General features: G+C 39.2%; 14 protein-coding genes. 3 read left to right on the forward strand and 11 right to left on the reverse strand.

The window, feature by feature from the left end; all coding sequences use genetic code 11:
• Positions 1–433 precede the first annotated feature (433 nt).
• Together A5N88_RS14520 and A5N88_RS14525 are read left to right on the forward strand one after the other, a co-directional pair.
• The gene (locus A5N88_RS14520; RefSeq protein WP_066267328.1) at positions 434–2,005 is read left to right on the forward strand and encodes an SWIM zinc finger family protein; all 1,572 of its coding nucleotides are present in this window, start codon (positions 434–436) and stop codon (positions 2,003–2,005) included.
• A complete protein-coding gene (locus A5N88_RS14525; protein WP_066267331.1) occupies positions 1,998–4,805 on the forward strand; it encodes a DEAD/DEAH box helicase in 2,808 nt (935 codons plus the stop codon). The genes A5N88_RS14520 and A5N88_RS14525 overlap by 8 nt, the downstream gene beginning before the upstream one ends.
• Positions 4,806–5,126: 321 nt before the next feature.
• Here the strand turns inward: A5N88_RS14525 and A5N88_RS26175 are convergent, their stop codons facing one another.
• The 3 genes from A5N88_RS26175 to A5N88_RS14535 form a co-directional block, all read right to left on the reverse strand.
• On the reverse strand, positions 5,127–5,261 hold the full coding sequence (locus A5N88_RS26175) for a hypothetical protein (RefSeq protein WP_260525561.1): 135 nt from the start codon (positions 5,259–5,261) through the stop codon (positions 5,127–5,129).
• A 707-nt stretch (positions 5,262–5,968) separates the two neighbouring features.
• Positions 5,969–6,142: a hypothetical protein gene (locus tag A5N88_RS24990; protein ID WP_157090687.1), complete on the reverse strand. Its 174-nt coding sequence runs from the start codon at positions 6,140–6,142 to the stop codon at positions 5,969–5,971.
• A 24-nt stretch (positions 6,143–6,166) separates the two neighbouring features.
• Positions 6,167–6,526: a single-stranded DNA-binding protein gene (locus tag A5N88_RS14535; protein ID WP_066267335.1), complete on the reverse strand. Its 360-nt coding sequence runs from the start codon at positions 6,524–6,526 to the stop codon at positions 6,167–6,169.
• A 291-nt stretch (positions 6,527–6,817) separates the two neighbouring features.
• Here A5N88_RS14535 and A5N88_RS14540 point away from each other — a divergent pair, with 291 nt between their 5' ends.
• Positions 6,818–7,261, forward strand: coding sequence for a YwpF-like family protein (locus tag A5N88_RS14540; protein WP_066267339.1), 444 nt, complete (start codon positions 6,818–6,820; stop codon positions 7,259–7,261).
• Between the two features lie 353 nt (positions 7,262–7,614).
• Here the strand turns inward: A5N88_RS14540 and A5N88_RS14545 are convergent, their stop codons facing one another.
• From A5N88_RS14545 to spoIID, 8 genes are all read right to left on the reverse strand, one after another.
• Positions 7,615–7,998 (reverse strand): hypothetical protein, encoded by a 384-nt coding sequence (locus A5N88_RS14545; RefSeq protein ID WP_066267341.1) that lies wholly within the window; start codon positions 7,996–7,998, stop codon positions 7,615–7,617.
• Between the two features lie 267 nt (positions 7,999–8,265).
• A complete protein-coding gene (gene fabZ, locus A5N88_RS14550) occupies positions 8,266–8,691 on the reverse strand; it encodes a 3-hydroxyacyl-ACP dehydratase FabZ (protein ID WP_066267343.1) in 426 nt (141 codons plus the stop codon).
• Positions 8,692–9,087: 396 nt separating this feature from the next.
• Positions 9,088–9,921 (reverse strand): flagellar hook-basal body protein, encoded by an 834-nt coding sequence (locus A5N88_RS14555; RefSeq protein WP_066267344.1) that lies wholly within the window; start codon positions 9,919–9,921, stop codon positions 9,088–9,090.
• A gap of 33 nt (positions 9,922–9,954) precedes the next feature.
• Positions 9,955–10,770 (reverse strand): flagellar hook-basal body protein, encoded by an 816-nt coding sequence (locus tag A5N88_RS14560; RefSeq protein ID WP_066267346.1) that lies wholly within the window; start codon positions 10,768–10,770, stop codon positions 9,955–9,957.
• A 78-nt stretch (positions 10,771–10,848) separates the two neighbouring features.
• On the reverse strand, positions 10,849–11,850 hold the full coding sequence (locus A5N88_RS14565) for a rod shape-determining protein (protein WP_066267347.1): 1,002 nt from the start codon (positions 11,848–11,850) through the stop codon (positions 10,849–10,851).
• A 479-nt stretch (positions 11,851–12,329) separates the two neighbouring features.
• Positions 12,330–12,593, reverse strand: a complete 264-nt coding sequence (gene spoIIID, locus A5N88_RS14570) for a sporulation transcriptional regulator SpoIIID (protein ID WP_066267348.1) — start codon at positions 12,591–12,593, stop codon at positions 12,330–12,332.
• A gap of 436 nt (positions 12,594–13,029) precedes the next feature.
• Positions 13,030–13,845, reverse strand: coding sequence for a stage II sporulation protein SpoIIQ (spoIIQ, locus tag A5N88_RS14575; protein ID WP_066267349.1), 816 nt, complete (start codon positions 13,843–13,845; stop codon positions 13,030–13,032).
• A gap of 356 nt (positions 13,846–14,201) precedes the next feature.
• Positions 14,202–15,215, reverse strand: a complete 1,014-nt coding sequence (gene spoIID / locus A5N88_RS14580) for a stage II sporulation protein D (RefSeq protein ID WP_066267350.1) — start codon at positions 15,213–15,215, stop codon at positions 14,202–14,204.
• Positions 15,216–15,334 lie beyond the last annotated feature (119 nt).

Below are 15,334 nucleotides of genomic sequence, written 5' to 3' on the forward strand. Positions count from 1 at the left end.
TTTTGCGAAAGCCTCTTTTTGTAAACTTTGTTGCTAATTGACACAAAAAAATGATTTAATACAAAGATTTAGTATTAAATAATGTGAATAGCCAACGAAAAGATGACACGGAGACAGTCAACATAAGGAATGATGCCTTGTATGTAAAGCAACAATCTATGGAAAACTGCCTTTGTAAAAGCCCTGCTGCATAAACAATTGCATTCGTTTTTTTACATTCGACTGCCATAAGCCAATGAAGGATAGATCACACATTTCTTTAATTTCGTTTTTTCCAATACCCTTTTCTAGCGACAAGCAAGTCGTTTAAAATTATAATGATAAGTAATCTAAAGAACTTGTATAGTTTTCATATCGTTAGTTTATGTACAGGAGGAAGCGGCGGCCGCTTGTCGTTTGCGCTAAACTCCATTTTAAAGAGGTGCAAACCAATATGGAAGATGGTATAAAAATTGCAGCTGACCAATTGAAGAAGAAGCTTGACCCCTCCAATGAGCAGCATCAAAAACTGGTGCAAAAGGGGCTCCTTTTATTTCGCCAGCATTCGGTATTTCAGCGGAAGGCATTGCATAACGCTGTTACGGCCAAGGTGCAGGATGTCACTCCTGTAACCTCTATAATCGATTTGGCCGATGTTCAAAACAGTGACTGCTCCTGTCCATTCGACGGGCTCTGCAGACATATTATGGCCTTATTTTTTTCTTTGTATAGTGAGAACGACAGTGTCTTTCATTGGGTACAAAGCTGGAAGGAAGCAAAAAATCCATTGGATATCCTAAAGCAAATTAAGAGAGGCAGCGATCTCCTTGCGGAAAAGTCACCCGCTCCAATCTCAGAGGTGGAAGCGTGGCTTAAACGGATGGAGCACGCTTATGATGATGCAGATCTGCATAGTCCCTATTCTTATGAGCACAGCATCCGGAAAAAATATGAAAAACTGATTGCCGCTTCTCCTATTGAACGGGAGTGGAGACCTCTATATCAGCTTTTTGTGGTATACGAATCGTTCAAACAGATTAATAAAATATCCATTGCTGAGCATCATTATTGGTCCCGCTCCTTTTTCCAATTTATGCTTGAAGAAGCGGCAGATGCTCTTGATAATCTATCTGTTTCCGCATTTCCTTTTGCTTTCGATCCTTATTTGGCTTATTTAAGGGAAAACTCTGTTTATCTATTAGAAGAAGCCACCCAATTTACTTTTGAATTTATTGAATTATATCGAATGCTATGGACACTGCTTATTAAACAGCTGGTATGGAGAAAAATGGAATTTGACCGTTTGCAATCCCTGCCTGCACCATTATGTAATGAAAGGACCAGGATCGCTTCCATTCATCTGGCCATTTTATGCGGATATGATGATGAAGCCATCCATCAAATTGAACATAATAACGATGAGAATATCACACTTTTCTCTCCTTTCTGGCTGAATTATTTTAAAGATAAAAAAGCCTATGCTCAGGTTTATCGTTATTTGAATGCCATCCTGCCATTTGTTCCAGTGTTTATTCAGAATCAGTCAAATGATCAGGATCGCAGGGCTTTTATTCTTTTATTCCTGCGGACAATAGATGAAAGCATGCTAGCTGAAAAAAACGCCAGCCTGCTGGAAAAGCTGTACATACATCTATTGCCTTTTAGTTTTTATCATTATAGTGATTATCTGTTCAACCAAAAGAAGTACCGTGAATGGACAGAACTCCAAAATTTAAGAGGCAATGATATAAGCGATATTGAAAAATGGCGCATTGATATCATCACTAAAGAGGCTCCACATGTGCTTTTGCCTCTGTACCATGATGCTATTGATAAACTTTTGCTTAACAAAAGCCGCGATTCCTATAAAAAGACAGTAAAGTACTTAAAAAAACTACGAGCATTATATAAGAAGCAAAAAAGAAATGAGGCATGGTCTGCTTTTTTTGAGAATTTATTAAATAAGACCAAAAGACTCCGTGCCTTTCATGAAGAATGCAGAAAGGGAAAGCTGATAGATGCTTAATTCCAATACGTTAACTGTCCATATCGATAATCAATCGTATGGGAACTTTTTTCTTTATGTTACCGATGAAAACGGAAAAGATATTGACCCGGATGAATGGAAGCGTGCCCTCTTTATATGGCATGACGAAAGTTTTTTTGGAACGCTGATTTCAAAGGCAGCCTTTCAGTCACACCTAGGTTTGGAATTAAATAGCTGGATGCTCGTTACTCTGCTTGGAAAAGAAAGCTTCAATTCTCTCTTGCGGTTGGAGTGGGACGAAAAAGGCGAGCTTTTTTTCTCTGCCTCTTCCATTATCTTTGAAGCTATCTCACAAAAATTGTATTCCCCTGCCTTTATGGATGATGAAGACGACTTTATAAAATGGAACCTTCCTGCAATGGTCGAGGATGAATTTTCCTCATCGTTCTGGGAGCACAAAGTAGACGGGGATACAGCCAAAAATCTGATTGAAGAATGGTTTCATCATGCCGTATCCAGTTTATTACAACAAAATCGCCGGATTCAACAAAAGATTGATGCCTTAAAAAGATCACACCTTACCTCTTCCGAATTAACCAGTTATTTTGACGAACAACGATTTCAAAAGTGGGTTGAAGAAGCCAATGATAGACCCTTTTCTATAGGGCTTCGTCTTCTTGAACCTGAAGATGAAAACGATTTGTGGCAGCTTGAAACCATTATTAAGGATAAAAAAGACAAGGACAAAATTATTTCGATTACAAAAGAAGATAAAATCCCTAAAAAGTGGCTTCCGTACATGGATGAAATTCAACATGAACAAGAAGGATGGCTAACGCTTTTTCCCTGGTTAGAAGAAAAAGGAGCTTTGAAGCAGGAGCTGGACGAAGGTCTCGCATGGGAGTTTCTTACGAATGCAAGTGAAAAGCTGACATTTCTTGGTGTAGACATCCTTTTACCATCGTGGTGGGCAAGTCTGCGGGAAGCGCAGCTGACGCTGAAAGCAAAAATGAAACAGAACAATACGAATTACAGGCCGTCCTTTGTAGGCCTTAATACAGTGCTGGATTTTAATTGGCGGTTGTCCATGCAGGGGGCTGAATTATCGGAAGAAGAGTTTCAGCAGCTGGTGGAGCAAAGGCGGCATCTTGCGAAAGTGAATGGACAATGGATTAAGCTGGATCCAAAAATGATTCGACAGCTTCAAGAGCTAATGCAGAGGGCAAAACAGGAAGGGCTCACTATGCGCGATTTACTCGAACAGGAGCTAATTCCAAGTGAGACAGATGAAGTAGATGAATTCAGCCCGCGTGCCTTTGCCAACATCCAAATCGAAATGAACAGATCGCTTAAGAAATTCATCCATCAGCTTAAGGATTTAAACAGCATTCCGAATGTTGCTATTCCAAAGCCGTTTAAGGGACAGCTAAGACCCTATCAGCAGCAGGGACTAAATTGGCTAGGCTTTTTAAGAAGCGTTGGGATAGGGGCCGTTTTGGCTGACGATATGGGACTTGGAAAGACCATTCAGCTCATTGCCTATTTACTGCATGTCAAACAGAATACAGGTTCTAATGCCCCCGCTCTGATTATCTGCCCTACATCCGTATTGGGCAACTGGCAAAAAGAGATAGACCGTTTCGCTCCTGAGTTAAATGTAAAGCTCCACTATGGACCTAACCGTTTAAAAGCTGACTATTTTAAGGAAGAAGCGGAAGGCACGGACATTGTGCTAACCAGTTATGGGCTGGCACAGCTTGACCAGGAAGAACTTTTATCTCTAAACTGGAGTACCATTGCATTAGATGAAGCCCAAAACATCAAGAATGCACAAACTAAACAATCGAGGGCCATTCGAAAGCTTAACGGCGGCCATAAAATCGCACTAACTGGAACTCCAATGGAAAACAGGCTTTCTGAGTTGTGGACCATTTTCGATTTTACTAACCATGGGTTTTTAGGAACGTTCACACAGTTCCAAAAAAGATTTATCGTTCCTATTGAAAAAGACGAGGATCAAAGCAAAATTCAGGAGTTGCAAGGGTTAATCCGCCCTTTCCTATTGAGGAGAACGAAAAAAGATCCGGAGGTCGAGCTAAACCTGCCTGACAAACTAGAGCAAAAAGAGTATTGCCCGCTGACTGCCGAACAAGCTTCTCTCTATGAACAGCTAATGCGGGATACTTTTAACGAACTTGAACAGCTGACTGGTTTTCAGCGTAAAGGATTAATTCTTCAGATGTTAAATAGGCTGAAACAATTATGCAACCACCCTTCACTTTATCTTAAAGAAGAGAAGCCAGTCTCCATTAGAGAACGCTCTTATAAGCTGGAAAAACTAATGGAGCTTATAGAGTCTGTTCTCGATTCGAAGGAAGCCTGCTTAATATTCACGCAGTATATCGGCATGGGAGAAATGATTCAGCATATCCTTCAGGAAGAATACGGGATAACTGTCCCTTTCTTAAACGGAAGCATGCCAAAAGCAAAGCGGGATGAATATGTCCAGTGTTTCCAGGAAGGCGAATTCCCTGTTTTTCTCTTATCCTTGAAAGCTGGCGGCACAGGGTTAAATCTGACCGCTGCCAACCATGTCATTCACTATGATCGTTGGTGGAATCCAGCCGTTGAAAATCAGGCAACCGACCGCGCTTACCGAATTGGCCAAAAAAGGTTCGTCCATGTTCATAAGCTAATTACAACAGGAACGTTAGAGGAAAAAATCGATGCCATGCTGGAGAAAAAGCAGTCGCTCAACGATGAAATTATCCAAAGCGATGATTGGATTACAGAACTCTCTAACGTTGAACTTCAAAATCTATTGTCGCTTACAATGTAAGAGGATAAAGCAGAGAGAACAGCTTTAAAAGCTTTTGAACTGCGTTCTATCTGAAAAGGCAATACCAGGCTCTTCCCAATGCTGGTTATAACAGGCTTGGCCCCGCTCATATTAATGGGGTCAGGCTTTTTTTATTGTTTTTGAGCGTCTATCTTCTCTTCTTTTTGCTAGACTCATGGGCTTTTTTGAATAAATATATTCTCTGATGAAGGACTTTTTTAGTGATTCTCCTCTCACCTTTGCCTTTGACTTTGGACTTCATCTCATCCTTCTAAAGGGCTTTTCACTGAATTCCTCGCTCGGTTTTGTCCTTCATCACCCTTATGAAGGACGTTTCCCTGGATTTTTCTCACTGGTTTGTCCTTCATTACCCTCATGAAGGACGTTTCCCTGCTTTTCTCTCACGCTTTTGTCTTCATCACTCTTATGAAGGACGTTTCTCTGATTTTTTCTCACTGGTTTGTCCTTCATCACCCTCGTGAAGGACGTTTCTCTGCTTTTCTCTCTCGGTTTTGTCCTTCATCACCCTTATGAAGGACGTTTCCCTGGATCTCTCTCTCGGTTTTGTCCTTCATCACCCTTATGAAGGACGTTTCCCTGGATCTCTCTCTCGGTATTGTCCTTCATCACCCTTATGAAGGACGTTTCTCTAGTTTTCTCTCACGCTTTTGTCCTTCATCACTCTTATGAAAGACGTTTCCCTGCTTTTCTCTCCCCGTTTTGTCCTTCATCACCCTTATGAAGGACATTTCTCTAGATTGCTCTCACGCTTTTGTCCTTCATCACCCTATGAAGGACGTTTCTCTAGTTTTCTCTCACGCTTTTGTCTTTCATCACTCCATAGAGAACTCTTTCATAATTTTTTTCCTATCTTTTATCCTCTTCGTTTCTCCTTTAAGAAAACTGCTTGCATCCGCCGGTGTTGAAGGCAAAATCCCTGCAAATAAATCGCAATACATACACCCAAAACACTTTATCCCACTAAAGGGGTCAGACCCCTTTAGTGCTTTACCGCACGATAGCATTTAATCAACCCACCTTTTAGCATATACCCTTCCACAAAAAAAGACCCTTCCGAATTTCGGGAGGGTCTTACACCTTCTGGGGAAATGTGAGGTTAATTGAATTCCTATCTGATGAGGAAAATAGAGGGTAAATAGGGGTTAGTGACTTAACAGTTTAGGCTGGTAGACATTCGAATCTCTTTTAAGCTCTTTTTCAAGGCAAGCCACTTGGGCCGTTAAAAAGCTGATACGCTGATTATTTTTTCCAAGCTTAAAAATCAACTCTTCTACCAAGTATTCCAATGTTTCAATTCTTTTTTTTAATGCCTCCAATTCCGGCCTCCTCTTCATCATCCTTTACATCTTTACTGCGGCTTGTAAATCGCGATCCTCCAATGGCTTACCTCCTAAGAACTTTACCGTATCCGCAGCAACTTCAGTGACATAGACCTTCTTTCCATCTTGATTTTCATAATTTCTTGTTTGAATTCGCCCCATCACTCCTATGACGGATCCTTTTCTGCAATACTTTGTCGTATTTTCCGCTGCTTTATTCCATAACGTGCATAATACAAAGTCTGTCTCAAATTCTCCTAGACTATTACGATATTGCCTGTTTAGCGCTAACGTAATATTCAGAACAGGCCTGCCTTCCATTGTATACCGAATGTCAGGATCCTTTGTTAATCTGCCAACCAAGGTAACCTGATTAATCAATTGTTACATTCTCTCCTTTCCTTTAAGTTACATTGATCTTACTCCTATGCCGGACATTAGTAAAATAAAGGAAATACTATTTTCCATCCTAAATAAACTTGAATACCTGCTTTTTCACATTCACATAAATGCATTTTTCTTAACGAAAAGAATTCCAAAAAACTATTTTGAATGTTTTTCATCACTTCACCACTTCAAAAAGCAGGAATTCAACTAAACCGCTGAAATGGTATTCCGTTTTTATGGTCAATGTATGTTATAATTCGGATAAATAAGACGGGGGGAATCGATATGAAAACATTTAAAATCATTTCTTTAACCGTATTGGAAAAGGACCAAGAAAGAGACATCCCTCTGGTGGATGGATTGATTATTAATAAAGAAGACGGAAAAAAAACCTGGTTGATCGAAGCCTATTTGGATAATCAGTATTCAGAGTATTTCCAGAAAGCAAAAGACAGTTCTCAGGAGATGGAAGTAGAAGTTGTCATTACCCATGAAGCAAATCCCCCGGCTCCCTTCCGCACTACTATACTCGGCGTGCAGGTATTCGAAGAACATGTAAGCATCTTGCTCCAAGGCTTCTTAAGTACAAGAACCAGAGAAAATACTGGAGAGCTTTTAGAAGGGCTTGTTAAAAAGGGCTTATCCGGTGAAGAGCTGATAAAGGAATTTAAATTAGTATTAAAGAGGAAAAGCAGGAATGGAAATGTAAGAGAGCAATCTTATCAATAAAAGGTATATAAGTGAAGCTGTTTTTGCATAGTTTGATGCTTTACGTATAAAGGATAATTTCTTATGTTGTCTGTCTTCGCGGCATCTTTTTGTAACTTTATTAATAAGTTTTAATACTGAACCTGGGTTTTCCATCCTTTTTTATGTCAAATATCAAAAAAAGATTACGAAAAGAGCTTTAAGTGAAGATCCCTCTTTGACGATTAATCTATTAAAAAAGAAGCTCTGCTGTTTCACTGAGCTTCTTTTTAAATTCTTTGTTGCTATTCGATATAAACAAGGATTAAAGTACAAGGTTTTTAATATAGCAGGAACCTTTGACTCTTTGCTGTTGATCGCAATGCGGACAGAAACTATTTCTTTGCAGATAAGTGTTTACCAAGAATATATTTCGCTTCCGCTTTGCATGAAAATGTATATTCCTTGCCTGTTTGTTTTTCCAGCTTTTCGATTTCCTCTATTTGCTCTTTAGTAGGAGCTTCAGAAAGAATTCGATCTATTACTTCATTCATTTTTGACGCAATATATTCATGAAAATCAGAACTTGTTTTTATATCTTCATCAACTTTTTTGTACCAAGATGCATGGTTTTGGATATAATCCTTCCAATGCTGAATGAATGCCTCATGGCTGAATTTCTCCTCATTCCACTCAAGACTTTCCATATATTGTTCAAAGACATATGTAATGGATCGTGTGATGCTAATTTTTATTCCTGATGAAAGTTCATTAGACATTTGTGGAAGTACCCCCTACCCTACTTTAGCAAAATACAAACTTGCTTTACATTCACAAAAAGATAATTAATTTAAGATAAATCCAATTGATAGAAAATTCATACGTTATTCATTAATGTATTTTACTTGAAAAAAACATTTTCATCAACTGATTAAACATGGAAATTTCTACCTCAGTTTTTACTAGCAACAAAAAAAGATTCGGAAAACTGACAGATGTATCAGGAATCCCGAACCTTCATTTCAGCAGATTGTTAATTTATATGGTTATTTTTCCAAAGCAAATGTAATTTCTGCTTCGCAGGCAATCTCCCCATTTACTTTAGCAATCCCTTTGCCTTTCCCAATTGGGCCCTTAATACGGACTATTTCCACTTCCAGATGTAATTGGTCTCCTGGTTTTACCTGGCGTTTAAATCGGCATTTATCTATTCCTGCAAAGAAAGCAAGCTTGCCTCTGTTCTCTTCTTTAATTAACATGGCAACAGCACCGACTTGAGCGAGGGCTTCCACTATAAGAACACCTGGCATTACCGGATAACCTGGAAAATGGCCTCTGAAAAAGTCCTCATCCCCAGTTACATTTTTAATTCCTACCGCTTTCGTTCCCTCTTCCACTTCCAGAATTTCATCTATAAGTAAAAATGGATCCCGGTGAGGTATGATTTCCTTAATCTGATCTGTATTTAACATTTGTTGAACCTCCACTATGTATTGTCCCTTTTCTTATCATACTAAAATTTTCGTCCCATTTCAAAATCACACATTATTGTACAAGGCTCTTTTCGTAAACTTTGTTGCTTTTCACACAAAAAAGGAGTAAAAACCCAGGTTCAGCATTAAAACTTTTAATAGCTTACGAAAAGATGCCACGACGACAGACAACATACGGAATAATCCCTTATAAGTAAAGCAACAATTTATGTGAAACCAGCCTTGTTCAAAGAGAACAGGATCATCAAACACTGCATTAAGAGCCAAATAAAAGGGAAGGAGCTGTCAACTCCTTCCCTAGATTAAGGCTAACTCAAAAAAATTAAAAGTTTACGTAACGTCTCCAAGCTTCTGAAGCTTACCACTAACCTATTTTCATCGCAGACTATTAACTAAACCGGCCATCTGGTCTGAAAGGGTAATGGCCCTCGATTGAAATTGATAGGAACGCTGTGCATTCAATAGATCTGTCATTTCTTTTCCCATATCAACATTCGAAGATTCTAATGCACCCTGCTGCATCGATACTTGCGCTCTTAATGGCCCTGTCATCTCTTTTATGATACCAGCAGGGTTTGCTGAGAATTGTGAAGGAACATCTAGCAGATTATCACCCGCTTGCTCAAGAAACTGCGGCTTATCTGCCGTTACCACACCCAAATTAAAAGAAGTGGTTTGTCCATTCACCGAGTTTACTTTAAATTGACCTTGTTCGGTAATCGTATAATCTTTCACGTTATCTTGAAAAGTAATGACCTTATTATTCTCATCCAATATCGGAAGACCAGAACTATTTACAAGCATTAGCTCATTTTTCCCAACAGGAGAAACAGACAAATTCCCATCACGCGTGTAGCAGATGCTGTTTTGCCCATTTTGATCATTAAGAACCTTTAGGTACTGATTCTCTTTAGTGAATGATACATCCAAGGGACGATTTGTCTGTTTAACTGCCCCCTGTGATTCATCCAGCTGTGATTGAGCTATTTTTGCCCCTGCTCCGATTCTTATTCCATATGGGGTATTTCTTCCAACTTCTTTTGTTTGATCAGGCTGATTATCAAACTGCTGAACAAGAAGGTCAGCAAAAGTCGCATCTCTGCCCTTATAGCCATTCGTATCAATATTAGCAATGTTATTGCTGATAATATCCATTTGCTTTTGGAGTTGTCCAAGTGTGGCAGCTGCAGTAATCATGGTTTGATTCATTTTTCATACCCTTTCATTCCAGCATTAGATAGATTACCCATTTACACGGCCTACTTCATTTACTGCTTTATCCATACTTTGATCGTAGGCTTGGAGAACTTTTTGGTTTGCCTCAAAAGAACGATAGGCAGCAAGCATTTGTGTCATTACTTGCGTTTGATCAACATTAGATGCTTCAAGAAATCCTTGATTTAAAGTGAACTGAGTGTTTTGCGAGGCAGGAAGCTTGGCATTATTTACAGTTCCATAAAGGCCGTCTCCTTCTTTTATCAAAGACATCGGTTTATTCGTATAGGCAATCCCAAGTGTTGCCACTCGATTCCCGTTTTCTGATATGTTCCCGTTATTATCTACTGTGAATTGATCACTTTTCAGCTGAATTTTATTTCCGTTGCTATCCAGGACATATAACCCGTTATCCTGTGTCAAATACCCATTCTGGTCTAGAGTAAAATTACCGTTTCGAGTATAGCGGACGTGACCATCTTCCCCCTGTATAGTAAAAAAACTATCAGCACTGGAATTCGTTCCTTGATCAACAATGGCGAGATCCGTCTTTTTCCCCGTATTCTGCAAATCTCCCTGTAAAAATTTTGGCTGTGTTTCCTGAAGGTATACTCCAGTACTTAAACTGCCGACTTGAGTAAAGCTTGGAAGAGACGGTGCATCCTTCACAGGCAGACTCTGCTGGTCCATACGTTGAAGCAAAAGCTGAGGAAAGTCCCTTATGGAAGACTGATCCTGTTTAAAACCCGGTGTATTTGCATTGGCTAAGTTATTGGTTAACATATCGGTTAAACGCTGCTGCGCGAGCATTCCAGAAGCAGCAGTGTAAAAGCCCCTCAACATATTCTTTTCCACCCCATTAGAAGAGTTATTAAATGCCTTTTGGGTTCAAATTGAGTCATGACGGGTAAAAGAAAATAATTATCCAAAACGTCTTCTGGAGATTTTATCAATATTCTCGAGCATAATGCCGGTTCCCACCGCTACAGAATCCATCGGGTTTTCAGCAACTAATACTGGTACTTTCAGTTCCTCTGCGAGAAGCTGGTCGATTCCGTGAAGAAGCGCTCCGCCACCTGTTAAAATAACACCGCGGTCGATAATATCTGCAGATAATTCCGGCGGAGTTCTTTCCAGGACATTTTTTGCCGCATGAGTGATGACAGCCACCGATTCACGAAGAGCGGATTCTATTTCAACTGAATTTACAGTAATGGTTCTAGGCAGGCCGGAAACCATGTCTCTTCCCCTGATTTCCATTGATTCATTACGTGAACCAGGGAATACCGTGCCAATGTTTATTTTGATGTTTTCAGCGGTTCTCTCGCCAATTAACAATTTATATTCTTTTTTAATATACTGAAGAATTTCATTATCAAACTTATCCCCAGCCATCTTAATAGAGGCAGACGTTACAATATCACCCATGGAAAGTACAGCTATGTCTGTTGTACCTCCTCCAATATCTACTACCATGTTTCCGCTTGGCTGGAAGATATCCATTCCTGCCCCTATAGCCGCAACTTTTGGTTCTTCTTCGAGGTAAACCTTCTTGCCTCCGCTCTTTTCAGCAGCTTCCCGAATGGCTTTTTGCTCTACACTTGTGATATTTGTTGGGCAGCAGATAAGAATTCTTGGTTTGGATAAAAAGCCTTTTACATTTAATTTATTAATGAAATACTTAAGCATTGTTTCCGTCACATCAAAATCTGCGATGACTCCATCTTTCAGAGGACGGATAGCTACAATATTTCCTGGTGTCCGTCCAACCATGCGTCTGGCTTCTTCTCCTACCGCCAGTACTTTATTTTGATTTTTATCAATAGCAACCACTGATGGCTCATTTAAAACGATTCCTTGACCTTTTACATGTATTAAAACATTTGCAGTACCTAGATCAATACCAATATCTTTTGCAAACATGAATTGCCTGCTCCTTCCAATTATTTTTTCTTTTTTATCTGGCTTTATTAAGATTCATGTTGATCAACTATCCTTTATTCGTCACATCTATAGATCCGATTGGAAAATCAACTGTATCGGCTAATTTAGCCCTTATTGTCAAAGGATTTTGTGTATTCATATCATACTAAAGTCTCTATTTCCCTAATTTTATATTTTAGCATAAAAATGTCGAGATAAGGAATCAATTGTCAAATTTTCTTAAACATTTTTATGTTAGGCTCTGTTAATCTTGCCTGTTGATTTCCGTAGCAGGACTCGTTTTCCGCGGGCGGCAGGAAAGCCTTTTCGCCGCACGCTCCTGCGGGGTTCTACCCTAACCCGCTTCTCCCGCAAGAGTCTCGCGCCTTCCGATCCAATCAACATTGAGTCATAACAGAAGCTTTTATACAATAAAAGCCCGGAACCATTGTTTAGATGAATGGCTCCGCGCTCATGTTTTAGTTGCTTTGGAATTCTTCTTTCTTATACTTCTGTTTCGTTGCTTCACCGCCCCGAAGATGGCGAATCGATTTATGATAGTCTAATATATCCTTTACTTCATTTGCTAGGTCCGGGTTAATTTCCGGCAATCGTTCAGTAAGATCCTTATGAACTGTACTTTTGGACACGCCAAACTCCTTCGCAATTACGCGAACTGTTTTTCTCGTCTCCACGATATATCTTCCAATCTTGATAGTTCTCTCTTTGATGTAATCGTGCACACCACTCGCCCTCCCCAAATTGGATGTGAGAAGTGTGAAATGAGACTCGCCTTCACTTCAATGGAATAGTAGAGGCCGCATAGAGAAGCGATTATCATTTTAAATAGTCTCGAACATCTGCTTGATTATGTATGCGGAAGAAAGCAAAGAGAACTGCTCTCTATTTTTGCAAGGAATAGTCATGTCTTTAACTGTATATATTTATGGTTAACGACTCTTCACCTCAAACACTCTCTTTGTTTTTGTCAAGTTTGTAATATTTTATTAGCTTGGATAAAAATATATGCACGAATTAAATAATAAGGACAGGATATTAAGAAAATTTAGAAAAAAATATTTTTTAACCCTGCAGCAACTAATCCAAAACTCAATCCGGACAGACTGCATATAAAAAAGAGCAGAACATCTAATTTCTGCTCTTTGCCCAGCTTTTTAATCAGCCTTGGGAATCATTTGTATCGGGTGTAGAATTTGAGTCCTGAGATTTACTGTTTGTATCCTGTCCGTTTGAAGGACTGGATTGTTGAGTACTATTGGAATTGCTTGATTGAGAAGCTGCTCCATCTACTTGAACGGCAGACAATGGTTTACCAAAATAAGTTGTTGGGTTTACAGCGACATTGTCCTTACGGATTTCAAAATGTACATGGATACCTTCATTTTCACTAATCTGGCTGTTTCCAGCATTCGCTATAACTTGTCCTTGTTGAACATTGTCTCCAACATTTACTTGGAAGTCTTTCACAGATTGATATTGAGTCACAACACCATTGGAATGCTGAATTTCGATTACATTACCAAGCATTGCATCTTCTGAAACCTTTGTGACAGTTCCTGCCATCGATGCTACTACCTTAAATTCCTTGCCATTTTTCATGCCTATATCGATTCCACGGTTTGGAGAATAAGTAGAACCATAAACCACCATGGCTGCTTCCTGCTGCTTCTTAGATGCTTTTGCATCATAGAATCCCATTTCTACTTTTGCCAATTCCGGATTTTCTAAAGGCATTTTAAAGTCCTCAACTGCTTTTCCTACCTCAACTGCCGGATTTTTATCTGCCTTCTGGCCTAATAACTCACTTCCATCTTTCTTAAACTGGTCTTTGGCAGAGTTACTTCCCGCAGTTTGGTACCAAAAGATTGCTGTAATAATTAATGCTGCACTCGCTAAATAAATTGCTGGATACACCCACCGTTTTCTAAACAAGCTTTTTACTTGAGAAGATTGTTTCTTTTCTTCCTCTCTCATTTTCATCACCTCAACAATCAGTTTGAACAGATAACTGGAAATATATACATGAGGAGAAAGAATTTAAATTTATTATTATTCGACAAATATTTTTTTCTATGCATGATTTATTATTTTATTGGGTCCATAAGAGTGAATTTTGACCATCATTCAAAATTGATGAAAAGAGAATGGCGGGGGAATCAGAGAGAAAATTGTATTAAAGCTTCTATATTGATAACTCTCGTTTTTCAGCTCATTTTACAGAAACAGCTGTTTCACACCAATGAGCTAACAACCAACATAGTCCTCTCTTACAATGCCTTAAATTAAAAAAGCTCCATCACTTAAATGATGGAAGCTGTTCCTGCTTGCTATTATAGTTTTTTGCCGTTTTGCTTTTCCAGCATGCTTAAATAATCAGTCACTTGTACTCCTTTGTAATAATACTTTACAATATCCGTAAATTTCTTTCCTTCTTGTGCCATGCCATTAGCTCCATATTGGCTCATCCCCACACCATGGCCATATCCTTTTGTTGTAAAGATAATATCATTGTCCTTTCTTATCCAGCTGAAATCGGATGAGGCCAGGTTAAGGGCTTCTCTAACCTGTCTTCCTGTAAAGCTCTTGCCTCCAATAGTAACGGTGCCGACACGGTTGCCTGCTGTTCTGGAAATGATAGTCCCGATGCTTCCATTAGCCGGAATATGGACGCCTAGCTTCGCTTCCACTTCGGCCGCCGATATTTTTACTTGCTTATAGAATTTAGGGGATGAATCATCCCACGTGCTTTTCACACTTCTTAAATAAGGAACCTTATTTCCCCAATAATCCTCGGAGTTTTCTGTATATCCATTACTTGTTGAAAAAAAAGACGCAGAAATCGGTTCTCCATTGTATGTGATAATGAGCCCTTTTGTACTTAAAACAGCCTGACTAATCTTATTGAAATTTTCCTGGTAATCTTTCCCCCAGATTTTCTTTAGTTCGGCTTTATTATGAAAAACCTGATCATTTGGGGTATCTGTGACATTTGCTCCTCCAGGTAAATCGGACCGGCCTCCAAAGTATAAATGATTTACAATAAAAGTCCTGGCAGCAAGAGCTTGAGCCTTTAAGGCTTCTATATTAAAGTTAGCTGGCATTTCGGAAGCTACTACTCCAGCTACATAATCTTCAAGAGGAAGAGTTTCCGTTTTATTGCTCATTGACCGGTATACAGATACTTCTATCTCTGCACCTGTCCTCTTAACCGTTCTATGAGGAGAGTGAATCTGGAGGGAGTTGGTTTTGTTTGATGAAAAGGGAAGAACAAGCAGTGAGGGGATCAAACAAGATACGAAAATAATGAGAATAGAAGCTGCGAATACAGGTTTCATTTGTTTCATGACTAGTGCCTCCATTATTGATTTAGACTCTTTTCGTAAGCTGTGTTGTTATTTGGGCGTTAGTGAACAATGGTCTATCTCCAAGCTTTTATAAAGCAAAAGAAAGAAGAAAGGAAAAC

Source organism: Heyndrickxia acidicola, from assembly GCF_001636425.1.
GTDB classification, from domain to species: domain Bacteria; phylum Bacillota; class Bacilli; order Bacillales; family Bacillaceae_C; genus Bacillus_AE; species Bacillus_AE acidicola.